At 67.4% G+C, this 24291-nt stretch carries 20 protein-coding genes and 1 pseudogene; 5 read left to right on the top strand and 16 right to left on the bottom strand.

Annotation, left to right across the window (positions count from 1 at the left end):
• Nucleotides 1-29 precede the first annotated feature (29 nt).
• From ACP59X_RS23130 to ACP59X_RS23120, 3 genes are read right to left on the bottom strand one after another with little or no spacing between them, the layout of a single operon-like run.
• Nucleotides 30-515 carry a hypothetical protein gene (locus ACP59X_RS23130; protein ID WP_428563098.1) on the bottom strand — a complete coding sequence of 162 codons (486 nt, stop codon included), beginning with the start codon at nt 513-515 and terminating at the stop codon, nt 30-32.
• Nucleotides 488-1612, bottom strand: a complete 1125-nt coding sequence (locus ACP59X_RS23125; protein WP_428563096.1) for an SPL family radical SAM protein — start codon at nt 1610-1612, stop codon at nt 488-490. Before ACP59X_RS23125 ends, ACP59X_RS23130 begins: the two co-directional genes overlap by 28 nt.
• Nucleotides 1609-2607, bottom strand: coding sequence for a chromosome partitioning protein ParB (locus tag ACP59X_RS23120; protein WP_428563094.1), 999 nt, complete (start codon nt 2605-2607; stop codon nt 1609-1611). Before ACP59X_RS23120 ends, ACP59X_RS23125 begins: the two co-directional genes overlap by 4 nt.
• Before the next feature lie 359 nt (nt 2608-2966).
• On the opposite strand from ACP59X_RS23120, the gene ACP59X_RS23115 reads away from it, so the two are divergent.
• The 5 genes from ACP59X_RS23115 (at nt 2967) to ACP59X_RS23095 (ending at nt 8803) form a co-directional block, all read left to right on the top strand.
• Nucleotides 2967-5039, top strand: a complete 2073-nt coding sequence (locus ACP59X_RS23115) for an elongation factor G (protein ID WP_428563092.1) — start codon at nt 2967-2969, stop codon at nt 5037-5039.
• Nucleotides 5040-5146: 107 nt separating this feature from the next.
• Nucleotides 5147-5809 carry a hypothetical protein gene (locus ACP59X_RS23110; protein ID WP_428563090.1) on the top strand — a complete coding sequence of 221 codons (663 nt, stop codon included), beginning with the start codon at nt 5147-5149 and terminating at the stop codon, nt 5807-5809.
• A gap of 76 nt (nt 5810-5885) precedes the next feature.
• Entirely contained in the window at nt 5886-7295 is a 1410-nt protein-coding gene (locus ACP59X_RS23105; RefSeq protein WP_428563088.1) for a sigma-54-dependent transcriptional regulator, read from the top strand.
• A gap of 37 nt (nt 7296-7332) precedes the next feature.
• Nucleotides 7333-8529 (top strand): class I SAM-dependent rRNA methyltransferase, encoded by a 1197-nt coding sequence (locus ACP59X_RS23100; protein WP_428563086.1) that lies wholly within the window; start codon nt 7333-7335, stop codon nt 8527-8529.
• Between the two features lie 118 nt (nt 8530-8647).
• Nucleotides 8648-8803: a DUF1328 domain-containing protein gene (locus ACP59X_RS23095; protein ID WP_428563084.1), complete on the top strand. Its 156-nt coding sequence runs from the start codon at nt 8648-8650 to the stop codon at nt 8801-8803.
• A gap of 67 nt (nt 8804-8870) precedes the next feature.
• Here ACP59X_RS23095 and cgtA read toward each other — a convergent pair whose 3' ends face one another.
• The 13 genes and pseudogenes from cgtA to ACP59X_RS23030 form a co-directional block, all read right to left on the bottom strand.
• A complete protein-coding gene (gene cgtA / locus ACP59X_RS23090; RefSeq protein WP_428563082.1) occupies nt 8871-10052 on the bottom strand; it encodes an Obg family GTPase CgtA in 1182 nt (393 codons plus the stop codon).
• A 67-nt stretch (nt 10053-10119) separates the two neighbouring features.
• Nucleotides 10120-10773 (bottom strand): potassium channel family protein, encoded by a 654-nt coding sequence (locus tag ACP59X_RS23085; protein ID WP_428563080.1) that lies wholly within the window; start codon nt 10771-10773, stop codon nt 10120-10122.
• Between the two features lie 96 nt (nt 10774-10869).
• Nucleotides 10870-11142 (bottom strand): annotated as a pseudogene (locus ACP59X_RS23080) (TrkH family potassium uptake protein); the annotation flags it as partial.
• 629 nt (nt 11143-11771) lie between these two features.
• Nucleotides 11772-12983, bottom strand: coding sequence for a [FeFe] hydrogenase H-cluster maturation GTPase HydF (gene hydF / locus ACP59X_RS23075; protein WP_428563078.1), 1212 nt, complete (start codon nt 12981-12983; stop codon nt 11772-11774).
• Entirely contained in the window at nt 12976-13971 is a 996-nt protein-coding gene (gene hydE, locus ACP59X_RS23070) for a [FeFe] hydrogenase H-cluster radical SAM maturase HydE (protein ID WP_428563076.1), read from the bottom strand. Before hydE ends, hydF begins: the two co-directional genes overlap by 8 nt.
• Nucleotides 13972-13988: 17 nt before the next feature.
• Nucleotides 13989-14585 (bottom strand): hypothetical protein, encoded by a 597-nt coding sequence (locus ACP59X_RS23065; protein ID WP_428563074.1) that lies wholly within the window; start codon nt 14583-14585, stop codon nt 13989-13991.
• Nucleotides 14578-16086: an aspartate ammonia-lyase gene (locus ACP59X_RS23060; RefSeq protein ID WP_428563072.1), complete on the bottom strand. Its 1509-nt coding sequence runs from the start codon at nt 16084-16086 to the stop codon at nt 14578-14580. Before ACP59X_RS23060 ends, ACP59X_RS23065 begins: the two co-directional genes overlap by 8 nt.
• A 477-nt stretch (nt 16087-16563) precedes the next feature.
• Entirely contained in the window at nt 16564-18321 is a 1758-nt protein-coding gene (locus ACP59X_RS23055; protein ID WP_428563070.1) for an NADH-dependent [FeFe] hydrogenase, group A6, read from the bottom strand.
• 19 nt (nt 18322-18340) lie between these two features.
• Nucleotides 18341-19816, bottom strand: coding sequence for an NADH-ubiquinone oxidoreductase-F iron-sulfur binding region domain-containing protein (locus ACP59X_RS23050; RefSeq protein ID WP_428563068.1), 1476 nt, complete (start codon nt 19814-19816; stop codon nt 18341-18343).
• A gap of 25 nt (nt 19817-19841) precedes the next feature.
• Nucleotides 19842-20222, bottom strand: coding sequence for a (2Fe-2S) ferredoxin domain-containing protein (locus ACP59X_RS23045; RefSeq protein ID WP_428563066.1), 381 nt, complete (start codon nt 20220-20222; stop codon nt 19842-19844).
• A 33-nt stretch (nt 20223-20255) separates the two neighbouring features.
• The gene (gene hndA / locus ACP59X_RS23040; protein WP_428563064.1) at nt 20256-20771 is read right to left on the bottom strand and encodes an NADP-reducing hydrogenase subunit HndA; all 516 of its coding nucleotides are present in this window, start codon (nt 20769-20771) and stop codon (nt 20256-20258) included.
• Nucleotides 20772-21842: 1071 nt separating this feature from the next.
• Nucleotides 21843-23624 carry a methyl-accepting chemotaxis protein gene (locus ACP59X_RS23035; protein ID WP_428563062.1) on the bottom strand — a complete coding sequence of 594 codons (1782 nt, stop codon included), beginning with the start codon at nt 23622-23624 and terminating at the stop codon, nt 21843-21845.
• Nucleotides 23625-23684: 60 nt separating this feature from the next.
• A complete protein-coding gene (locus ACP59X_RS23030; RefSeq protein ID WP_428563060.1) occupies nt 23685-24155 on the bottom strand; it encodes a multiheme c-type cytochrome in 471 nt (156 codons plus the stop codon).
• Nucleotides 24156-24291: the final 136 nt, after the last annotated feature.

Raw genomic sequence — 24291 nt, 5'->3', positions numbered from 1 at the left:
GCCGCTGTCAAGGGAGCCTCGGTCGAAGGTCAGGCCCGGGGCGGGCTGGCGAAGCACAGGGCGGCCAGCCGGGTCGTCCCGGCGAAAAAGGCGTCCAGTTCCGGCCGTTGGCCCAGCGCCAGACGCAAACCGGACACGGGCAGCGGCCCGGGGCTGCCGCCGTAGAGGGTCACGGCCCGGTCGATGCAGGAGGCGGCCAGGAAATCGGCCGCCAGTTGCAGCCGCGTCCCGGTCGCTTCCTCGTAGACCGACAGCGGGCGCATGTAGCGCGCCTTGCCCGGCCCGAGCACCAGGTTGCCCGTGCGCATGAGCGTCTCTTCCACCCGCCCCGGCGGCACGGCCGCCCATTTGCCCAGGAGTTGGTAAAAAAGCGGGCGCAGGGCCAGGTAGTAGAACGGGTCGAGCTTGAGCGCCGCCGAGGCCCCGGGGATGTTGAGGATCGACGGGGTGTCGGCGTAGGCCCGGCCCAGGGCCTGCTCCAGCCGGGTCAGGATGTCGGCGTAGTCCACGAGCATGACGGCGCACCTCCACGGTTGCGGGCCGCATCGAGCAGACGGGCGCAAAGCCCGCCCATGTCCCGGGTCGTGCGCCCGAACACCTCGCGCCAGACCTCGTCCGATTCCATACAGAAATAGAGGCCGTTGGTGAAGCCGTGCCGGGCGAGCCTTGTGGCCATGAAACGGAATTGCCGCACGCGAAGGGGTCGCAGCAGCCGCTTCTTGCCGTCGGCGCCGAGAGTGAATTCCCCGAGCATGAAAAGCGGCAGCTCCCGGCCCTCGGCCGCAAGCCTCCCCGGCAGCTCCGGCAGGCAGCGAAACGAGCCCAGGCTCATGTAGGCGATGTCGGTAGGCCTCAGGTAGTCGAAGATCATGTCGATGGTGGCCCCGTAGCCCGCTTCCCAGCCCGGGTAGTGGCAGATGGGGTCGAAGTGCAGGCAGACGCGGAATCCGGCGGCCACGCAGGCCTTGGCCGCCGTCAGCCGGGCTTCGAGGGAGGCCGTGCCCCGTTCCTGGCCGGCCACGATGTCCGGGGCGTTGAGCGACCAGGCCGGCAGCACCCGGTCCGGCCGGGGATCGGCGGCCAGCCAGGACAGGTCGGCGGTCTTGGACTTGAGCTCCACGGTCACGTTGTCGTAGCCTTTGAGAAACCCCAGGATCTCGCGGGTGTGGCCGGTTATGGGCTCCAGGGCCAGGGAATCGGCGAACTGGCCCGTGCCCACCCGGAAAAGGCGCGTGCGGTCGCGGCCGAAGGTCGCGCCGAGCTCGGCGAACATGGCCTCGGTATTGGCGAAGGCCGTCAGTGTCCGGTCCCGGAAATAGGCCCGCAGGATGCAGTACGAGCAGTCCATGGGGCAGTTCTCGCCGATGTGCACGATCTGGTAGCCGCAGCAGCGGTAGTGCCGCGTGGCCGGGCAGGGGCGCAGGAAGCGGCCCTTGTGGGCCTTGATGTGCAGCGCCCGGCCGCCGCCCGGGGCCAGGGGCAGCGGCTCGCCCGGGGCCAGGGTCACCCGGGCCGCGCCCGGCAAGGCGGCCGCCGCCCGGGCGGCCATGGCCGAGCCGGCCACCGCGGCGTCCACGGCGACAAGGGTGATGTCCCACGGCGCGCCGGTCATGCCGGCTCCTCCCCGTCCGTGGCCCGGGCCACGGTCAGCAGCCGGGGCAGCTCGGGCGCGGCGGCCATGGCCGCGATGTCGGCGGCGACGCGGGCCAGCTCCTGCGGGCTTGCCGCCGTGGCCGTGACGGTCACGGTGTCGGCCTCGAAGCCCTGGCTGGGGGTTAGGCGGACCTTGCTGCCCCGGGGGGTCACCGCCCGGCCGAGGGCCGAAAAGCGGGCCTCCAGGGTGGTGATGGCCGGATAGCGCACGCGCCGCAAGGCCGCCAGGACCCCGGCGCACAGGTCGTTGGGCGAAAGCCCCCGGCCAGGCAGGCCCAAGGCCCCGGACCGGCCCAGGACGGCGGGCAGGCCTTCCCCGGCCAGGGCCGCCGCCTCGGTCAGCCAGGTGAGCGCATTGTCGAGGTTGGCCCGGGACCAGCGCAGGGCCTGAAGAAGGGGCGTCAAGGCCAGAAGCGATTCGCGGTCCAGGGCGGCCAGGCGCCCGGCCGCGCCGAGCGGCAGGTTGCCCGAGGCCAAAAGCCCGTCCAGGGCCGGCGGCAGGGCGAGCCACTGGGCCACCAGCCGTTCCCGGCGGTCGCCTGGCGCGAAAAGGCGCGGCGCGGCCAGGCGCCCGAAGGCCTCGGGGCCGCCCGCGGCCGCGAAATAGCGCCCGGCGGCCACGGCCATGGCGTCGGTGACGGCCCGGCCCTGGTTGGAGGCCAGGTAGTAGAGCCCCAGGCGCAACTCCAGGGGCACTCCGGCCAGTTCCGTTTCCGGGTCGTCCGGGTCGAGGGCCACGGCGGCCAGCGTTTTGCCGCGCATCTCCCGCAGGGCGGCGGCGCGGCGCGAGCCGGCGGCCAGAATGGGCCGGCCCTCGGTCACGATGGCCAGGGCAGGGGTGACCTGGCCCAGGCTGGCCAGGGAATCGATCAGGGCGGCGTCGGGCGGCGCGGACCAGAAGAGGTGGGGGGCGGTGAGGTCCAGGTCGCGTGGGTGTAAAAAGAGTGGCTGCACGGTGTCGGTTTTATTACGGTTTTCCCGTAGAATATGTGATTTCAAGGGGTTGGTGTCTTGACAAGGGGGCGACGCCTGCCCCACTATGCCTGAAGTCGCGAAAAAGCCAAAGGCCTGGAATGGCCTCCTTTCGCGGATTCCGCTCTTTCTCTTTCCGGTTCGCAAAGACTCCAGGCCGCCTTCCCGGCGGCTGGCGATACGGCGCGCGCGGCTCGCTTCGGCGGTCCGCCTTCTGGCGCGCCCCGGTTCATCCTCGCACGAAACCGCGTGTTTTTTGCGGATGCGCCTTTAGCGTCTTTGGGTTGCACACATGTCGGCATGTTGAGCACGTACCGAACGCGACAACAAGGGAGAAGGGAATGTCGGACAACCTTGCCAGCCAACGCACCTACGCGCTGATCGGTCATGGCGGCTGCGGCAAAACCTCGGTGGCGGAGATGCTGCTTTTCACCACCGGCGCCGTAGCCCGCCTTGGCAAGATCGAGGAGGGAACCACGGCGCTCGACTACGAGCCCGAGGAAGTCAAACGCCGCGGCAGTACCCAGCCCGGCCTGGCCACCTACCTGTTCAACAAGAACCGGCATTTTCTCCTGGACATCCCGGGCGATGGCAACTTCAACGGCGACCTGCCCTTTCTGCTGCGGGCCGTGGACGGCGTCATCTTCGTGGTCGACGCCGTGGACGGCGTCAAGCCCCTGACCAAGAAGCTCTGGGGTGAAGTGACCAAGCTCGGCCTGCCGGCCGTCTTTTTCATCAACAAGATGGACCGCGACCGGGCCGATTTCGACATGGCGCTTTCCGGCATCCGCGAAAAGCTCGGCGCCAAGACCTACATCCAGAACCTGCCCATCGGGGCCAAGGAAGACTTCAAGGGCGTGGTCAACATCCTCGAGGGCAAGGCCTACGTCTTCGACGACAAGGGCGGCGCCACCGAGGGCCCCATCCCCGACGACATGGCCGACGAGGTCGAGACCCTGCGCGAGACCATGGTCGAGGAGATCGCCGTGGCCGACGAGCAGCTCATGGAACGCTACCTCGAGGGCGAGGAGATTTCCACCGAGGAGCTTCTGGCCACGGTCCACAAGGCCACGCTGGCCGGCCAGCTTTGCCCGGTGTGCTGCGGCTCGGCGCTCAAGAACATGGGCGGCGCCCGCCTGTTGGCCGCCGTGCAGAACTTCCTGCCCGGGCCCCTGGAAGGCGCCGACGGGCCCAAGCGCCTCATCGCCGCCGACGGCACGGAGATTCCCGTGTCCGAGGCCGGCCCGGTGGTGGCCTTCGTGTTCAAGACGCAGTTCGACCCCTTTGCCGGGCAGCTGTCCATGACCCGGGTGCTCACCGGGACGCTCGGCACCAACCACGAGCTGCAAAACCCGGTCACCGACACCCTGGAACGCTCCGGCCAGATCCTTTTGCCCATGGGCAAGGAAACGGTCATTTCCAAGGAGCCGGCCGGCCCGGGTTCCATCATCGCCCTGGCCAAGCTCAAGGACACGGCCACCGGCCAGACCCTGTGCGACCCCAAAAAGCCCGTGACCGTGGCCGCGCCGGTCCTGCCGCCGCCCATGATCTCCTACGCCCTGGCCCCGGCGGAAAAGGGCGACGAGGACAAGGTCTTCGCGGCCATGTCCAAGCTCCTCGACGAGGACATCACCCTGTCGATCTCCCGCGACGAGGAGACCGGCGACATCCTCATTTCCGGCATGGGCCAGACGCACCTGGAAACGGCCGTGGAAAAGGCCAAGCGCCGCTTCAAGGTCAGCCCGGTGCTCAAGGCCCCGAAAATCCCCTACCGCGAGTCGGTCAAGGGCAAGGTCGAGGTCCAGGGCCGGCACAAGAAGCAGACCGGCGGCCGGGGCCAGTTCGGCGACTGCTGGATCCGCATGGAAGGCCAGCCGCGCGGGGCGGGCTACGAGTTCGTGGACGCCATCGTCGGCGGCGCCATCCCGCGCCAGTACATCCCGGCCGTGGACAAGGGCGTTGTGGAATCGGCGGCGCGCGGCTACGTGGCCGGCTACCCCATGGTCGACTTCAAGGTGACGCTCTACGACGGCACCTTCCACACCGTCGACTCCTCGGAAATGGCGTTTAAGATCGCCGGCTCCATCGCCTTCAAGGCGGCCTGCGAGAAGCTCAAGATCTCGCTGCTCGAACCCATCGTGCTCGTGTCCGTGAGCTGCCCGGACGAGTACATGGGCGACATCATCGGCGACCTGTCCAGCCGGCGCGGCAAGGTGCTGGGTTCGGACTCCACCGGCGGCATCACGGAAATCCAGGCCCACGTGCCCATGGCCGAGATGCAGGAATACGCCAAGACGCTCAGCTCCATGACCGGCGGCCAGGGGGCGTTTACCATGGCCTTCGACCACTACGAGGAATGCCCGCCGCCCATTGCCGAAAAGGTGATCGCGGAGAGCAAGAAGAAGGAAGAGTAGGGGAGTTTAGGTTCTGCACTAATTGTTGCCGGGGGGGATGGTATCCCCCCGGCATTTTAATATTGCATTGAGATTGCGGGGATGTCTTACAGATAATATGCACAAGAATGGCTGATTTAAAACTAAATCCATTTTCTTTTTTGTCTTCGCAGCTCGGCAAGGCGTTGTTGTCTGTCGTTGTTGCTTCGATGTTTAGTTATTTTTGGATTCGCGAGCATAAAGCTTTGTCGATTATTATTGAGGAGCCTATTGCTGTTGCCTCGATGGGGAGTAATAAAATTGATGACATTTCTCTTTACTACAAAGGTGAAGAGATAGATTCCTTTTCTTTGGTCACAGTTTCAATTGAAAATGCTGGGAATGCCTATATTAAGCCAGAAGATTTTTCTCGAAATCTTAGTTTTATATTTAGGGGGAGAGCGATATCGAGGCCTGATCTTATAAAAAGAAACCCTGACCAACTAGATCCAAAACTTGTATTAGTTGGTGATAATGTTGTTGAGTTGGACCCCTTGTTATTGAATCCCGGTGACATGTTTGAATTTCGTGTTGGTGTTGTAAATTTGTCGGATGCTCTTGATCCAGTGCATGTAACTGGGCGTGTCGCTGGGGTTAAAAGATTGAGTGCTTTTGTCAAACAACAGGATGCGAAATTTTTCGTAATATCCTCAGGATATGCTCCGTTTGTTGTTCTTGTATTAGCTTACATTGGTTTTTGTTTATTGTTTTGGGCTGTTAGTTTTGTTAGGAAAGTACTATGTAAGACCTAGCGATTTATAGTTATTATGTAGGGTCTCCTGGGTGAGTTGCGGTTAATTATCTGTTTGTTTGGCTGTAGAGTTTTTAATGGCCCACATCCTCCTCATCGACGACGACGCCATCCTCAAGGAAACCTTCGGGGCGCTCATGGGGCGCCTGGGGCATGACTTCAGCTGGGCCGGGTCGCTGGAAGCGGGGCGGCAGATGCTGGCCCGGGGGCGTTGCGACGTGGTGCTCCTCGATTTGCGGCTGCCCGACGGCTACGGCCTGGAACTCATGCCCGAGCTGCGGGCCGCGCCCGGCGCCCCGGAAATCATCATCGTCACCGCCCAGGACGACCCCGAGGGCGCGGCCCTGGCCATCAAATCCGGGGCCTGGGACTACATCCAAAAGCCCCTGACCCCCAACCGCGTCAGCCTGCCGCTCACGCGCGCCCTGGAATACCGCGCCCAGAAAGCCGCCAGGCGCCCCCGCGCCGTGCTCAAGCGCGAGGGCATCATCGGCGCCGGGCCGGCCATGGAAGCCTGCCTCGACCTCGTGGCCCAGGCCGCCGATTCCGACGCCTCGGTGCTCCTGACCGGCGAGACCGGCACCGGCAAGGAACTCTTCGCCCGGGCCATCCACGCCAATTCCTCCCGGGCCACCAACAACTTCGTGGTGGTGGACTGCGCCGCCCTGCCAGAAACACTTGTCGAAAGCGTGCTTTTTGGCCACGTCAAGGGCGCCTTTACCGGCGCCGACCGCGACCGCGACGGGCTGGTCAAGCTGGCCGACGGCGGCACGCTGTTCCTCGACGAGATCGGCGAACTGTCCCCGGCCATCCAGAAGACCTTCCTGCGCGTGCTGCAAGACGGCCGCTTCCGGCCGGTGGGCTCCAAAAACGAACTGCAAAGCGATTTCCGCCTGGTCGCCGCCACCAACCGCGACCTGCCGGTCATGGCCGCCGGCGGCGTGTTCCGCGAGGACCTGCTTTACCGCCTGCGCACCATCGTCATCACCCTGCCGCCGCTCAAGCAGCGTACCGAGGACGTAAAGCCCCTGGCCATCCACTACATGAACCGCTTGTGCGAACGCTACCGGCTGCCGACCAAGGGGTTTGCCGACGAATTCTTCCAGGCCCTGGCCGCCTACACCTGGCCGGGCAACGTGCGGGAACTGTGCAGCACCATGGAACGGGTGCTGCTGGCCTATCGCAGCGAGCCGGTCCTGTACCCCAAGCATCTGCCCGACGAATTGCGCATCCAGGTCCTGGGCGCCGGGGCGGCCTGCGAGCCCGATGCCGCCGGCCGGCAAGCCGCCCCGGCGGTGGAAGGCCGGCCGGTTCCGCCCTGGAAGGCCTACCGCCGCCGCGCCCTGGACGCGGCCGAGGAGGCCTACCTGCGCGACCTGCTGGCCGCCTGCGGCGGCACGGTCGGCCGGGCGGCCACGGTCAGCGGGCTTTCGGTTTCGCGGCTCTACGACCTGTTTCGCAAGTACAACCTGCCCACCCGCGCCTAGCTTGCCAGGCCGCTGCGTCTCCAGTAGCCTCCCGGCCATGGACGCCCCTATCTTGACGCTCAAAAACAACGAGGAACGCCGCCTGCGCGCCGGACACCTGTGGGTGTTCAGCAACGAGGTGGACACGAAAAAAACACCGCTCACCGCCTTCGCGCCCGGCCAGGCGGCCGTGGTCACGGCCTCGCGGGGCCGGCCGCTGGGGGTGGCCACGGTCAACCCCGGCTCGCTGATTTGCGCCCGGGTCATGGACCGCGACCCCGACACCCGCCTGGACGTCGATTTTTTCCGGGGCCGGCTGCGCGACGCCCTGGCCTTGCGCGAGCGGTTTTACGCCACGCCCCATTACCGGCTGCTTTTTTCCGAAGGCGACCACGTGCCGGGGCTCATCCTCGACCGCTACGGCGACGTGGTCGTGGGCCAGCTGACCACGGCCGGGACGGACCGGCTGCGCGAGGCGATCCTGGAGGCGGTGGTGGCGGAACTCTCCCCCCGGGCCGTGATCTGGCGCAACGACACGGCCGCCCGGGACCTGGAGGGCCTGGGCAAGGCCGTGGAGACGGCCTACGGCGACACCCCGGAGCGGCTGGAAATCAACGAGGCCGGGGCGGTCTTTTCCGTGCCGGCCCAAGGCGGCCAGAAAACCGGCTGGTTTTACGACATGCGCGAAAACCGCACGGCCCTGTGCCGGCTCGTGGCCGGCCGCACGGTGCTCGATCTGTTCGCCTATGCCGGGGCCTTTTCCGTGCGCGCCGCCCTGGCCGGGGCGGCCGCGGCCGTGTGCCTGGATTCCTCGGAGGCGGCCCGGGCCATGGCCGCGGACAACGCCGCCCGAAACGGCGTGGCCGGCAAGGTCGAAACCGTGCGCGCCGATGCGGCCGCCTACCTGGAGGAATGCGCCGCCGCCGGCCGGACCTTCGACGTCGTCAGCCTCGATCCGCCGGCCCTGGTCAAGCGCAAAAAGGACCTGGAGGCGGGGCTTCGGGCCTACGAACGCCTCAACCGCCTGGCCATGGACGTCCTGGCCGACGACGGCATCCTTTTGACCTGCTCGTGCTCCCAGCACGTGGATGCCTGGGAACTGCGCCGGGTGGCCCTGCGGGCGGCCAATGCCGCCGGCCGGCGGGCCCAGGTGCTGGCTCAGGGCCGGCAGGGTCCCGACCATCCGGCCCATCCGGCCATGGCCGAGACGGATTACCTCAAGTCCTTCACCCTGCGGCTGTTGCGGCGGGATTGAGGAGGGCTTCGAGGAAAAACATCGCCGCGCCCTTGTCAGGCCCGGGATCGTTCCCTATAGGGGAGCGTGGGGAGAATGGTTTTCCCCTTGGGCTGACCTATGGAACCGGAGGATGTGTATGCTCTCATGGTCCATAACTTTTCTTGTCGTCGCCCTCGTGGCTGGCATCCTGGGGTTTACCGGCATCGCCCGCACGGCGACCGGCATCGCCAAGATCCTGTTCTACCTCTTCCTGATTTTGTTCCTGCTTTCCCTGGTTTCCCGGCTGTTTTAAAGCGGCCCGGCCAGGCGGCCCCCCTGGGCGGTTGACGCCCCAAGGGGCCGCTTGGCCTCGGGAATCCTCAGGCTTCGTCCGTCGCCTCGGGCTCGGGCCTGGCCGGCGCGGCGGCGGCCCACAGCGCCTCCAGCACCGCCTCGACGCCTTCGCCGGTCAGGGCCGACATGAACAACACCGTCTGGCCGGCGGCGGCCGCGGCGGCCTTTCGGGCGGCGAGATCCTCGGGGGAGAGCAGGTCGATCTTGTTGACCACCCGCAGTTGCGGCCGCTGGGCCAGGCCTTCGTCGAAAAGGCGCAGCTCCTCGTCCACCACGTCGAAGGCCTCGAAGATGCCTTCCGGCGAGGCGTCCTCGGCCGAGACCACGTGCAGCAACAGCCGCGTGCGCTCGACGTGGCGCAGGAAGCGGTGACCCAGGCCGTGGCCGAGGTGCGCGCCTTCGATGAGCCCCGGGATGTCGGCCAGCACCAGCCGGTCGCCGTAGTCGTTTTCGATCACGCCCAGGTTGGGGGTGAGCGTGGTGAAGGGGTAGGCGGCGATTTTCGGCCGCGCCCGGGAAACGGCGGCGATGAAGGTGGACTTGCCGGCATTGGGCAGGCCGATGATGCCGACGTCGGCCAGGACCTTGAGCACGAGCCGGATGCGCCGCTCCTCGCCGGGCTCGCCCGGCTGGGCGAAGCGCGGCGTGCGCATGGTGGCCGAGGCGAAATGCAGGTTGCCCTTGCCGCCCCGCCCGCCCCGGCAGGCGACGAAGGTCTGGCCGGGCGTGGTCAGGTCGGCCAGGAGCCGGGCCTCGTCCTCGCTTTCGGCATCGTCGGGGCTTATGTCCTCGTCGGGCGCGTCTTCGGGCGCCTCGCGCACCAGGCCGTGTTCGTCCACGACCAGGCCTTCGATGGTGCCGTCGTCCTCGTCGTCGGGGCTTTCCTCGGGCTCGGGCTCGCCCAGGGCCGGCAGCTCGTAGAGCTCGGTGCCGACCGGCACGCGGATGACGAGGTCCTCGGCGGCCCGGCCGTTTTTCTGGCGGCCCATGCCGCCTTCGCCGTTTCGGGCCTCGTAGATGCGCCGCAGGCGCAGGTCGTAAAGCGTCAGCAGGTCCGGGTCGGCCGCGAACACGATGTCGCCGCCCGCGCCGCCGTCGCCGCCGTCCGGTCCGCCCCGGGGAATGAACTTCTCGCGGCGAAACGACACCGCGCCGCGTCCGCCCTTGCCCGAGCGGACAATGATCCAGGCTTCGTCCACAAAACGCATATCGCCTCCGAAGCCCCCGGACCGGAAGCCGGGGGCGTGATCCACGTTGGGGTTGCTTGCGGCGGCCCTAGGGGCGCCGCCGGGCCAGGCGGTCCTCGCGCCCGACCAGCACCAGCTTGTCGCCCGCGGCGAGGACCTCGTCGGCCTTGGGGATAAACGAATACTGGTCCGCGTCCAGGCACTTTTTGGCGATGACCTGGACCTGGTGCTTGTTGGTCAGGTCGAGCTGGCGCAGGGTCTGGCCGGCCCAGTCGTCGATGCCGATTTCCTTGAGGGCCACGTTCTTGTCCATGGGCAGATACTCGATGAGCCCGGGACTGGCCAGCTGGTGGGCCATGTTTCTGGCGGCGAAACGCTCGGGGATGAACACCGTGTCCACGCCGATCTTGAGCAGCAGCTTCTCGTGGTCCGTGGACACGGCCTTGACCCAGACCTGGGGCACGCCGAGTTCCTTGAGGTACAGCGAAATGAGGATGCTCGCCTCCATGGAATGGCCCACGGACACGACCACGTGGGACATCTCCTCCACGTGGATTTGCTCCAGGGCCCGCTTGTCCTTGGCGTCGAGCTGGTAGACCTGGGTGAAGACGTTTTTCGCGTTGTTGACCTTGTCCGGGTCGCCGTCCACGCCGACGACCGTGCGGCCCAGTTCCGCCAGGCAACGGCCCATGTGGAACCCGAACTTGCCAAGCCCGATGATGCAGACCTGATCCCCGGCCATGTTTCCTCCGTGGCGGCGGGCCATCGCCCTAGCCGATCATCATGCCCTGCTCGGGCCAGCGGTAGCGCAACGGTTCCTGGAAGCCGTGCAAGACCGAAGAGTGAAGAAGGGCATGATGCCAAGGCCCCTGAGCTGGATCAGGGCCAGGATGACCGTGTGGCCGAATCGGGTGAACGTCGTCCCCGTGTCCACCACGGCCAGGCCCGTGACGCAGGCGGCGGAAGTGGCGGTAAAAAGCGCGTCCAGAAAGGACACCGGCGTGCCGGCGCAGCTTATGGGCTGGCACAGCAGGCCCGCGCCGAGCGCGATGGCTCCGGCGAACAGGTGAATGGGCAAGGCCAGCGGGGCGAACAGTTTCTTATGCCACATGGGGTGGTTGGTAACAAAACCGGCGAATGATCTCCACGCGCCCGGGCGGAAAAAAATGGGGGGCTCTGTGGGAGCCCCCGCGCGGGAGATGAAGGAGAGGTCAGAACAATAGGGAGGTATTGTCTGCTCTGGCAAGAGATAACCAAAAACCGTGCCATGGGTGAAAACCGTCACGGGTCTGGGAACATGCTGTGTTTTCAAAATGATATCAATGACGTATATGTATTAGGCGAATGCCATGGGTGTTGTAGGCGTTTTGTTTTGCGATAAAACTGTAAAAATTGCGGCGAAAACGGAAATCCCCGCCCCAGCGGAAGCCGCTTGTACGGCAGGCCCGCAGCCTTGCCAAGACGAAAAAAACCTCGCGCAGCACCGGGCCCAGCACCCGGGCGCCTGCCCCGAGCCCGGGAAGGACGACGCCGCCCATCGGCCTCGCGCAGCACCGGCCGTGACACCCGTGTCCCGAGCCTTGGAAAGGAGACGCCGCCGGGCGGCCTCGCGCAGCACCGGGTGCTGTACCCGTGCGCCTGCCCCGAGCCCTGGGAGGACGCCGCCGCCCATCGGCCTTGCGCAGCACCGGCCGCGACACCCGTGCCCCGAGCCCTGGAAGGGATACACCGCCGCGCGGCCTAGCGCAGCACTGGTCGCAGCACCCGTTCGAGCACCCCCTGGACTTTGGAAATGGCCACGCCGTAGTTGGTGACCGGTACGCCCCGCCGGGCGCACTCCCGGATGCGGCGCACCATTTCCATGCGCCCGAGCATGCACGAGCCGCAGTGCACCACCAGGGCAAAGCGCTCCAGGTCGTCGGGGAAGTCGTGGCCGGCGTGGACCTCGAAGCGCAGGTCCTTGCCCGTGAACTGGGAAATCCAGCGCGGGATCTTGACCCGGCCGATGTCGTCGGCCTGGACGTGGTGGGAACAGGCCTCGGCCATGAGCACGGTGTCGCCGTCCTTGAGGCTGTCGATGGCCGCCGCGCCGGCCACGAGGCTGGGCAGGTCGCCCTTGTAGCGGGCGAAAAGCGTGGAAAAGGTCGTCAGCGGCACGTCGTCGGGCACGTCCCCGGAAACCTTGAGGATCACCTGGGAATCGGTGACCACCAGGGCCGGCGGCCGGCGCAGGTTGGCCAGGGCCGCCTCCAGTTCGCGCTCCTTGACCACCACGGCCACGGCGTCGCCGTCGAGGATTTCGCGCAGGACCTGGACTTGCGGCACGATGAGCCGGCCCTTGGGCGCGGCCAGGTCGATGGGCACCACGCACACCACGGTGTCGCCTTCGCCGAACAGGTCGCCGGCGAGCATGGGTTCGCGCATGGCCTCGGCCGGGGCCAGGGCGATGAGCGCCTCCTTGACGGCCGTGGCCCCCTGGCCCGTGGCGGCGCTGGCCCGCACGAAGCGGACGTTCGAAGCCAGGCACCAGTCCAGGTCGGCCTGGGGCGGGTCGGCCTGGTCGGCCTTGTTGAAGACCACCAGGAAGGGGATGCCCAGGCGGCGGATGTCGGCGATGATGCCGCGTTCGGCCGCGGCCAGGCCCGAGCCGTCGGTGACGACCACGGCGATGTCCGTGCGCCACAGGACCTTGCGCGTGGCGGCCATGCGCAGTTTGCCCAGTTCCCCGGTGTCGTCGAGGCCGGCCGTGTCGTAGAAGGTCACGGGGCCAAGGGGCAGCAGCTCGTAGGGCTTGGCCACGGGGTCGGTGGTGGTGCCGGCTATGTCCGAGACAATGGCCACGTCCTGGCCGGCGATGGCGTTAAGAAGCGACGATTTGCCGGCGTTGGTGCGCCCGACCAGGGTGATGACCAGGCGCACCCCGCGCGGGGCCTTGGTTTCGGACTCAGCCATGGCGTCTCCTTTTGGACCCGCCGACGGCCGTGGAGGGCCTGCGCCCCACGCGGCGGATGGCGGCGCGGGCCGCTTCGACCCGGGAGGCGGCGTCGGCGCGAAAGGCGTTCTTGCCGGGATAGATGGCGTAATCGGCCCCCACGGTTTCCGGCGTCAGCGAGGGCATGATGACGTTGGCCCCCACGGTGAGCCCCTGTTCGCGCGACCCTTCGCGCAGGGCGTTTAAGGCCGAGGTCGAGGGGATGTTGGCCAGGGGATTTAAAAGGCGCAGGATGGCCATGGCCCGGAAGGCGGTGAGCACCGAGCCGGCTGGCTGGGCGCCGTAGGGCGTGTCCGGGTGGGGCACGAAGGGGCCCACGGCGATCATGTCCAGGTCCAGATCGGCCAGGCGCAGCAGGTCCTCGGCCAGGATGTCCGGGGTCATGCCGGGCAGGTCGGTGATGACGCCCGAGCCCACCTCGTAGCCGGCCCGCCGCAGCCACTCCACCCGGGCCAGCCGGTCGGCCAGGTCGAGCCCCGGCCGGGAGGCGGCGTAAAGGGCCTGGTCGAAGGTCTCGACCTTGAGCAGGTAGCGGTCCGCGCCAAGCTCCCGCCAGTAGAGGAAATCGTCCTTGGGCCGGTCGCCGACGGACAGGGTCACGGCCACATCGGCCGTCTCTTTGGCCCCGGTCACGATCCGGCCGATGTCTTCCTTGGAATACGTGTAGTCGTCGCCGGACTGGACCACCACCGTGCCCAGCGACAGCTCCCGGGCCAGGGTGGCGCAGGAGACGATTTCCTCCACGGTCAGCCGGTAGCGGTGCACGTCCCGGTTGGCCCGGCGCAGGCCGCAGTAGCGGCAGTTGTTGACGCAGTGGTTGGAAAATTCCACCACGCCGCGCAGGTAGACTTCGTCGCCGAAGTTTTCCCGGGTCAGGGCCTCGGCGGCGGAAAAAAGGCCCGGGTCGTCGGCCCCGGCCAGCAGTTGCGAGATTTCGGAAGGGCGCATGGTCGCTCCGGAAGGGCTCAGGCCAGGCGGCGGGCGGCGGCTCTGGCCGCCACGCACTCGCACACCAAGCGGTAGGCTCCCTGGGTCAACGGGTCAAGCCTGTCCGGGGAGGCGTCGTCCTCAGCCCGGGAGAGCAGGTCTTCCACGTCGGCCGGGATGGCCAGCCACAGGCCGGATGGCGCCGGCAGGGGGCCGTGAAGGTAATGGCCGGCGAAAATGGTGTCGCCGACAAGCAGGATCGGGGCCAGGGGCAGGGACGGGGTCAGGTAGAGGCGCACCCGGGTCGGGTGGCGCCTGGCCAGGGCGTCGCAGAAGCTGGCCGAGGCGGCGAATTCCCGGCGCAGCGTCACCTCGGGCATGTCGCGGCGCAGGACCCGGCGGAAGGCCTCCCAGTAGGCCGCGCCGGCGGCCGGATCGAAGCTCACGATGTCCAGCCGCGTAAACTGCGGCCGGCACAGGGCCATTTCCAGGGCGTCGGCCATGGCCCGGTCCCGGGCGAAATTGGAATACATGCCGGCATGGAAAAAAAGCCGGTCGGCCCGGGCGATCCACTCGGGCAGCCGGGCCTCGCCCAGTCCGGCGTAAACGGCAATGTTCCCCTTGTCCTCAGGCATCGTCGCCCCCTTTCTCCCTCCCCTTGCCGGGGGTCCGGGGGGGATGATCCCCCCCGGCGGAGAGGTCCAGGAGAGGCGGCGCCTCTCCTGGCTGCCGCAGGCCCTCGTAATCCGCCTCCTCGTACCCCAGCTTGCGCATGCGTTTGGGGGCGAGCAGGGCCTGGGCCGCCTGGCGGGTGAGAACGCCCGTGGCCTCCAGGTGGTCGGCCAGGGCGACGCCTTTGGCGTCGGCTTCGGCCAGGAGGTGGGAAACCTTTTCGTAGCCGAACGCCGGCACGAGCACGGTGGCCAGGGCGTGGCTTTTTTCCACGAGCTCCCGGCAGCGCGCCTCGTTGGCGGCTATGCCGGCCACGCACTTGTCGGCGAAGAGGGCCGTGGCCCGCGTAAGCAGGCGCAGGGATTCCAGGAGGCTGTGGGTTAATAGCGGCAGGAATTGGTTGATCTGCAACTGGCCGAGCCCGGCGACCAGGGCCACGGCCTGGTGGTTGGCCATAACGCGCAGGGCCACCTGGCCCACGCATTCCGGGAGGACCGGGTTGACCTTGCCGGGCATGATGGAGGAGCCGGCCTGCAGGGCGGGCAGGCGGATCTCGCCAAGCCCGGTGGCCGGGCCGCTGGCCAGCAGGCGCAGGTCCGAGGAGATTTTCAGCAGGTTGGCGGCAAAGGCCGACAGGATGCCCGAGACCTCGACGAAGGGGTCGGCGTTGGCCGTGGCGTCGACCAGGTTTTCCGCCCGGGAAAGGGGTAGGCCCGTGAGGGTGCGCAGATGGTCGGCGGCCCGGAAGATGAAGGCGCGCGGCGCGCCGAGGCCGGTGCCGATGGCCGTGCCGCCCAGGCTCACCTGCTTGAGGCGCTCGCGGCACTTGAAGATGCGCCAGCGGTCCCGGGAAACGGCTTCGGCAAAGGCGCCGAATTCCATGCCGAGCGTGAGCGGCACGGCGTCCATGCATTCGGTGCGCCCGACCTTGACCACATGGGCGAAGGCCGCCTCCTTGTCCTGGAAGGCTTCCTGGAGGCGGGCCACGGCGTTTTCCAGGTCCTTGAGCAGCCACAGGGCGGCTACCCGCAGGGCCGTGGGGTAGGTGTCGTTGGTGGACTGGTGCAGGTTGACGTGGTCCAGCGGCGAAAGGAAGGCATAGTCCCCGGGCTGGCGCCCGAGCAGTTGCAGGGCCCGGTTGGCCACGACCTCGTTGACGTTCATGTTGGTGGAGGTGCCGGCGCCGCCCTGGTAGGGGTCCACCGGGAACTGGTCGGCATGGCGGCCGTCGGCGATCTCCCGGCAGGCGGCCACGATGGCGTCGGCGCGGGCGACATCGAGGCCGCCGCCATCGGCGTTGGCCAGGGCGCAGGCCGCCTTGACCAGGGCGTAGGCCCGGAGGAATTCGGGAAAAAGGTGTTGGCCGGAAACGGGAAAATTCTCGGCCGCCCGAAGCGTGTGAATGCCGTAAAGGGCGCCCTCGGGGAGCGGCAAGGCTCCCAGGGCATCGCTTTCCTGTCGCATGTGCCGACTCCCCAAGTGGCAACCCAGTGCATCGGCGACGGGCCGGACCATCCGGCCACGACGCGGACGCTGCGGCGGCTTCGGTAACACGAACGTTGTGAAAGATCATCCGGCGCCTTGGGCGGCCGGGCGGTCGCCTCCGGCTGGCCGGGCGGATGCCGCCGGCGAGCCGGGCGGTCGCCTCCGGCGGGCCGGTCGGATGCCTCCGGCGGGCAGGGGCGTTGCCCCTGCACCTCATCGGGGGGCATGATGCCCCCCGAACCCCCTCGCCGTGGGGGCGGATTTTCCGGGACGGCGCGTCTGACTGCCGCCCGTCGCCGTCCCGGAAAATCCGCCCCCACAAGGGCCGTCGCCTGCGGCGCGGGGGAAGGAGGAGGTGTCACAGAACATTGCCCCCTTTCGGGGGGACCGGGGGGGATGATCCCCCCCGGCGCAGAGGGGCCGGGAGAGGCGGAGCCTCTCCCGGTCCTTCCCCTGTTAGAGGCGCTGGCGTTTGAAGTAGTGGGTGTGCAGCAGGTGGTGCGAGCGTTCGGACAGGGGTTTGCCCAGGAACTTTTCGTACAGCTCGATGATGTACGGGTTCTGGTGCGACTTGCGCAGCGGCTTGCCCGCGTCCTCGTCGTAGAGCACCTGGGTGCGCAGCTTGAGCAGTTCGATGTCGCCGTGGTGGTAGGGCTGTCCGCCGCCGCCGATGCAGCCGCCGGGGCAGGCCATGACCTCGATGGCGTGGAAGGTCTCGCCGGCGCGCACGCGCTCCAGGAGCTTGCGGGCGTTGCCCAGGCCGTGGGCCACGCCGATGATCAACTCGTGGGGGCCGACCTTGACCGTGGCCTTTTTCACGCCTTGCATGCCGCGCACGTCCTCGAAGTCGACCTTGGTCAGGGTCTCGCCCGTGGCCAGTTCGTAGGCGGTACGCAGGGCGGCCTCGATGACGCCGCCGGTGGCGCCGAAGATCGGGGCCGCGCCGGTGGAGGCGCCCAGCGGCGCGTCGAAGTCCTCGTCGGGCAGGCCGGCGAAGTCGATGTTCATGCGCTTGATCAGCCGGGCCAGCTCACGGGTGGAGATGACGATATCCACGTCGGGGTTGCCGTCCACGGAGAACTCCGGACGGGCCCGTTCGTACTTTTTGGCCAGGCAGGGCATGACCGAGACGACCACGAGCTTCTCGCGCGGGATGCCGAGCATGTCGGCGTAGTAGGTCTTGGCGATGGCGCCGAACATCTGCTGGGGCGACTTGGCCGTGGAAGGCACGTCGAGCATGTCCGGGAACTGGTGTTCGAAGAACTTCACCCAGCCCGGGCAGCAGGAGGTCAGGATGGGCAGCTTGGCCGTCTGGTCGCCGCCCAGGTGGCGGGTCAGGCGGTCGAGGAATTCCGAGCCTTCCTCCATGATGGTCAGGTCGGCGGCGAAGTCGGTGTCGAAGACGTGGGCAAAGCCCAGGCGGCGCAGGGCGGCGGCCATCTTGCCGGTGACCGAGGTGCCCGGGGCGATGCCCAGGTCCTCGCCCAGGGCGGCGCGCACGGCCGGGGCGGTCTGGACGATGACGACCTTGTCGGGGTTGGCCAGGGCCTCGACCACGTCCCAGCTGTGGTCGTGCTCGACCAGGGCGCCCACCGGGCACACGGCCACGCACTGGCCGCAGTTGGTGCAGACGGTGTCGGCCAGGTTCATCTCGAAGGCCGGGGCGACCACGGCGGTGAAGCCGCGGTTGACGCCGGAGAGCACGCCGCAGGTCTGGACCTGGTTGCAGACCGACTCGCAGCGGCGGCACATGATGCACTTGTCCATGTCGCGGATGATGGAGGGGGAGATGTCCTTGCGGTAGTGGGACATCTCGCCGCCGTCATAGGGCGACTCGCGGATGCCGAAGCGCTCGGCCAGGGCCTGCAGCTCGCACTCGCCGGACTTGGCGCAGACGAGGCAGTCCTTGGGGTGGTCGGACAGCATGAGCTCGAGCACGGTCTTGCGGGCATTGAGCACGCGCAGGGTGTTGGATTTCACCACCATCTTGTCGGCAACCGGGGTGGCGCAGGCCGGGGCCAGGTTGCGCCGGCCCTCGACCTCGACCACGCAGACGCGGCAGGAGGCGGCCTGGTTGTTGATCTTGAGCTCTTCGAGGTTGAAGTAGCACAAGGTCGGGATGTCGATGTCGAGCTTCTTGGCGGCATCCAGGATGGTGCTGCCCGCCGGCACGGACGTCGTCTTGCCGTCTATGGTTATTGTCAGCATGGACATTGCGGACCTCCTTGGATCCTTATTGCTTGATGATGGAGTCGAATTTGCACTTGTCGTAGCAAGCGCCGCACTTGATGCACTTTGTGGCATCGATGGTATGCGGCTGCTTCTTCGTGCCGGATATGCACTCCACCGGGCAGACCTTGGTGCACAGCGTGCAGCCGGTGCACTTGGCGGGATCGATGGTGTAGGTCAGCATGGCCGTGCAGACGTGGGCCGGGCACTTCTTGTCCATCACGTGGGCCGCGTATTCGTTGCCGAAGGTGTCCATGGTGGACAGGATGGGGTTGGGCATGGTCTGGCCGAGGCCGCACAGGGCCGTGTCCTTGATGTTGTCGCAAAGCGACTTGAGGCGCGTGAGGTCGGCCGGGGTGCCCTTGCCCTTGGTGATCTTGTCGAGCAGCTCGTAGAGGCGCTTGGAGCCGATGCGGCAGGGCGTGCACTTGCCGCAGGTCTCGTCCATGGTGAAGTCGAGGAAGAACTTGGCGATCGATACCATGCAGTCGTCCTCGTCCATGACGACCATGCCGCCGGAGCCCATCATGGACTTGCGGGCAATGAGCGACTCGTAGTCGATGGCCACGTCGAGGTCCTTGTAGGACAGGGCGCCGCCGGAGGGGCCACCGGTCTGCACGGCCTTGAAGGCCTTGCCGTCGGGGCAGCCGCCGCCGATCTCGAAGATGACTTCGCGAAGCGTGATGCCCATGGGCACTTCGATAAGGCCCACGTTGACGATTTTACCGGCCAGGGCGAAGACCTTGGTGCCCTTGGAGGTGGCGGTGCCGATGCCGGCGAACCAGTCGGCGCCGTTGATGACGATGGCCGGGATGTTGGCGAAGGTCTCGACGTTGTTGACGATGGTGGGCTTTTGCCAGTAGCCGGACTGGGCCGGGAAGGGCGGCTTGGTCACGGGCTCGCCGCGCTGGCCTTCCATGGACTTGATCAGCGCCGTTTCCTCGCCGCACACGAAGGCGCCGGCGCCGTACTTGAGCTCGATGTCGAAGTCGAAGCCCGAGCCGAAGATGTTCTTGCCCAAAAGACCGTAGGCCCGGGCGTCCTCGATGGCCTTGCGCAGGCGCTTGATGGCCAACGGATACTCGGCCCGGATGTAGACCGTGCCGATGGTGGCGCCGATGGCGTAGCCGCCGATGGCCATGGCTTCCACCACCGAGTGGGGGTCGCCCTCGAGCACGGCGCGGTCCATGAACGCGCCCGGGTCGCCTTCGTCGGCGTTGCACACGATGTATTTCTGGTCGGCGGCATTGGCCAGGGCGATGCCCCACTTGACGCCGGTGGGGAAGCCGCCGCCGCCGCGGCCGCGCAGGCCCGAGGTCTTGATGAGTTCCACCACCTCGGCCGGGGTCATGGTCAGGGCCTTGGCCAAGGCCTCGTAGCCGCGAACGGCAATATAGTCATCCAGGCTTTCCGGATCGATGAAACCGCAGTTGCGGGTGGCGATCCGAAGCTGCTTTTTTTCCGTGGTCGTCGCTGCCATATCGTCGTCTCCCGGTAGGCGCGTCCTACAGGACTACCCGTTCGTAGTTGACGGGGATGATTCCCTCGACCGGTTCGCCCTTCATGACGTACTCGGTTACCAGTTCCCGGGCCTTGGTCTCGTCCACGCCGCCGAAGACCACGGGGGCCTTGCCAGGCAGGGTGATTTCCACGGTGGGCTCGGCGTAACAATAGGTCATGCAGCCGGACTGCATGAATTCGATGCCGGACAGGCCGTTTTTGGCCACTTCGTCCTGCATGGCCTCCAGGGCGGCCTTGCCGCCGGCGGCGATGGAGCAGGTGGCCAGGGACACGTTGATGATGACCTTGCCGTTGCCGGCGGCCTTTCTGGCCAGGATTTCCTGGCGCTTGGCCTTGAGTTCGTCGAGGGACTGTATCGTGCTCATGAAGCGCTCCTTGGCGGGCTTGGCGTGCGTGCGCTAGTAGTCGGCCAGAATCTTTTTCACCTGGCCGGGGGTGACGTTGCCGTAGACCTTCTCGCCGACCATGACGATGGGGGCCAGGGCGCAGCCGCCGACGCAACGCAGGGTGTCGATGGAGAACTTGCCGTCCGGGGTGACGTCGCCGATGTCGATCTTCAGTTGTTCCTTGAAGGACTGAACGACCTTGTCCGCGCCTTTGACGAAGCAGGCCGTGCCCATGCAAATGGAGATGGGGAACTTGCCCTTGGGCACCATGGTGAAGAAGGTGTAGAAGCTGACCACGCCGTAGACCTGGGCCAGCGGGACTTCCATGTAGTCGGCCACGAACTGCTGGACCTCGATGGGAAGGTAGCCGAACACGCTTTGGGCCTTGTGCAGCACGGTGACGAGATGGCCTTCCTTCTGGGGCAGGGCCTCGATGAACTGGACGACTTCCCGGTAGAGCGGCTGAGGCAGCACGGCATGATCCGGAACCCTGCACTCGCCAACCGCTTGACAAGTTGAATTTTGCATACCCAGACACCTCTCCTTGCGGCAATTTTGATGTTTCCGGACAGCGAGGCGGCTGGCGGGCCTGGTTGCGGCGCGCCCGACGCTTCGCGAAGGTCCTTTTCCCTGGCTCAGATTGTGATATTTTTCACAATCTAGGGAGGCTTACTGCCTTCGGCAACGCTTCCCTTGGTATACAAGGCGCTTTGCCGTCGTTTCCATAGTCTGGCCCTCAAACAGCAAAAACCAGGCCATGACAAAATATCATAGAAAAACAGATGGATAGAAAATAGGGCCGCGTTAGGGAAGCGCGGCGAGGGGCAAGGGGGGATTGCCGATTCCGGTCGCGGCCGGAAGGCGTGACGCGACCGTTTGGATAGTTTAAATGATTCCGATGTGTTGGTGACACAAAGACAAAGTGCGCTAGCCTTCGGGAAAAAATGGGTCAAAATGCCACCTCCCCCTGGGGACGCTGAATGCCGCCAGGCCCGGATACGGGCCTGGCAATTTTTAGGACAAGCGTAGCACGTTTTGCCATCGTCCGCATCCCCCCTTTGGCCATGGCGGTGTCGGCGGCCCCGGGGACCGGCCCCCAGTGCCCGGCGGGGATGGCCCTTGCGGCCGGGGAAGGGGTACCGGTGGCCGGGCGGCCAGACCGCGGCAAGCGCCCGGCAAGCGGCGTCCGGATGGCAGCGACGGAGCCGGGCGGCGGCGGACGGCCAGCAAGCGGCAAGCGGACGATGGGGCAACACTCGGACGAGGCAACACTCGGACGAGGCGGCAAACGGACGGGGCGGCAAACGGACGGGGCGGCAAACGGACGGGGCGGCAAACGGACGGGGCGGCAAACGGACGGGGCGGCAAACGGACGGGGCGGCAAACGGACGGGGCGGCAAACGGACGGGGCGGCAAACGGACGGGGCGGCAAACGGACGGGGCGGCAAACGGACGGGGCGGCAAACGGACGGGGCGGCAAACGGACGGGGCGGCAAACGGACGGGGCGGCAAACGGACGGGGCGGCAAACGGACGGGAAGCGGCGGCCGCCGCTTCCCGCCAAGCGCGCCGGACCGGGGCGTCGGCCCCGGCCCGGCCGTCAGGTCAGCATGTCGTCGATGAGCGCCTTGAGGTTGTCGGCCTCCCGGGTCAGGTCGGCCACCGAGGCGTCGCAGTCCTCCATGGCCGCGGCCGTGTCCTGGGAAATGTGGGTGATGGATTCCACGGTGCGGCTGATCTCTTCGCTGACGGCCGATTGCTGTTCCGAGGCGGCGGCGATGGCCTGGACCTGGTCCGCCGAGGAGCCGACCAGGGTGACGATGCCGGACAGGGCCTCGCCCGAGCGCCGGGCCAGGGCATCGGCGCCCTCGATGGCCGAGGCCGCCTCCTCCACGCTGATCACGTGTTCCTTGGTGCCGAGCTGGATGGCCGTGACGGCCTGCTCCACCTCGCGGGTGGCGTGCATGGTCTTTTCGGCCAGCTTGCGCACCTCGTCGGCCACCACGGCGAAGCCCCGGCCGGCGTCGCCGGCCCGGGCCGCCTCGATGGCGGCGTTTAAGGCCAGCAGGTTGGTCTGGTCGGCAATGTCGGAAATGACCCCGATGACCGCGCCGATGCCCTGCGCCTCGCGCCCGAGCACAGTGATGTCCTCGCGCAGCGACGCCGCCCGTTCGCGGATGGCCCCGATCATGGAAACCAGTTCGAGCACGGTCCTGGAGCCGTCGTCGGCCTTGGCCCGGGCATCGGCCGCGGTGGACGCGGCGTTTTCGGCGTTCTTGGCCACTTCCAGCACCACGGTATTCATCTCGCCGATGGCCAGGGAGGTCTCGGCCGCGGAATTGCGCTGGGCCTCGGCCCCGTCCCTGGCCTGGCCGACCTTGCCCGACAGGGCGTCGCAGGCCTGGCCCAGGCGAGCCAGCACGCCTTCCAGGGTCCGGGCGGCGGCGGCGGCACCCTCGCGCCGGGCCGCCACGGCCGCTTCCCGGGCCGATTCGGCCTCGGCCAGGCAGGAGCCGGCCCGTTCGGCCTCGTTGGCCGCTTCCCGGGACTTCTGGTCAGCCTCGGCGATTTTCAGCTTGAGGTTGTCGACCAGGGTGCACAAGGCGTCGCCAAGCACGGTGATCTCGTCCATGCGTCCGCCCAGGACCTTCTTGTTCACCCGTTCGTGGATCTCCAGACAGGCGTCCATGTCGCCCGTGGCGATGCGTGCGCTGTGGGAGGAGAGGAAGGCCAGCCGGTCGATGATGGCCCGCTTCATGAAAAGCCACAGTGCCGCCACCAGGGCCAGCAGGCCGCCCAGGGACAGCAGGCCGGCCTTGAGCTGGGCACCGGACAGGGCGGACAACTCCGGCGAGACGTCCTCCACCGTGACCAGGGCGCCGAGGACCCCCCGGCTGGCCCCATGGCAGTGGTGGCAATCCGGGGTGTTTTTCACCACCCGGATGGCGACGAAGGCGGGTTTTCCGGACACGGTTTCCAGGCTGTCGCTGTCCGTGCCCTGGCCCAGGGACGTCTCGAGGAGGGCGGGCAGGGCCTTGTCGGTGAAAAACTGGTTCAAAGGCCGGCGTATGGCCGCCGCCTCGGTGGCGTAGGTGGCCACGCCCCGGAAGTCGGTCAGAAAGGCCTGGGACTTGCCCCCGGCCTGGGCGATCTTGGCCATCTGGGCCGTGGTGCCCTCGCTGTCGCCCAAAAGCATCGGCTCGCTGACCACGAGTTCGATCAGCCCGGCCGAGCGCAGGGCGGCGGCGCGCATCTGGTCCATGGACATGTGACGCTGCCACCAGGCGTTGGCCGCGAAAAGGCCGGCCAGGGTGCCGGCGGCCACCAGACTGACGAGGAGCAGGGCTTTGGCCCCAAGGGAACCGGTGCGTTTGGACATCATCGGCCTCCAGCGCGCGGCGCGGCCACGCGGTCTTCGCTCGAAAAACCGCGAATCCGCGGCTTAGTGGGCTCCGGCCCGCAGCAGCGGCTTGAAGCCGAAGGCGCGGACCCGGGCGTCGCTGTGGCAGGCCCGGCAGTCGTCCACGGTGGGCTTGCCCTTGATGGCCGCCGGGTCGCCCGAGGCGGTGTGGAGCGAGCCCGGGCCATGGCAGACCTCGCAGCCGGCATCGGCCAGCTCCGGGGTGGCGGTCAGGGAGGTGAAGCCCCCGGGCTTGCCGTAGCCGGTGGCATGGCACACGAAGCACCCCGCCAGCTCCTCGGGGCTGAGCTTTGCGGCCATGAGGCGGACGTTTTTGGAGGAGTGGGCCTTTTTGGAGTACTTCTCGAAGGCTGTATGCTCCGTGGGGTGGCAGCCGGCGCAGGCGGCCGTGCCCACGTAGCGGGCCCCGTCGGCCCGGGCCGGGCCGGCAAGGAGCGGACAGAGGGTCAGAAGGCCGGCCACGACAAACGCGAGAGTACGCTGCCATCCCATGTCCGAGCTCCTTTGGACGGCGAGCGGGGCCGCCACGGACGGGTGGCGGCCCACGCCTCGCTTTCCCGGCCTCGCCGCGCGCCCCGCCGGGCAGGGGAGGGAGAGGCACGCGGCCAAGTCGTATTCGTGATAATTA

Origin of the sequence: Solidesulfovibrio sp. DCME (assembly GCF_049995385.1) — a bacterium.
Taxonomy (GTDB): Bacteria; Desulfobacterota; Desulfovibrionia; order Desulfovibrionales; family Desulfovibrionaceae; genus Solidesulfovibrio.
This window is presented reverse-complemented; position numbering and strand designations above follow the sequence as displayed.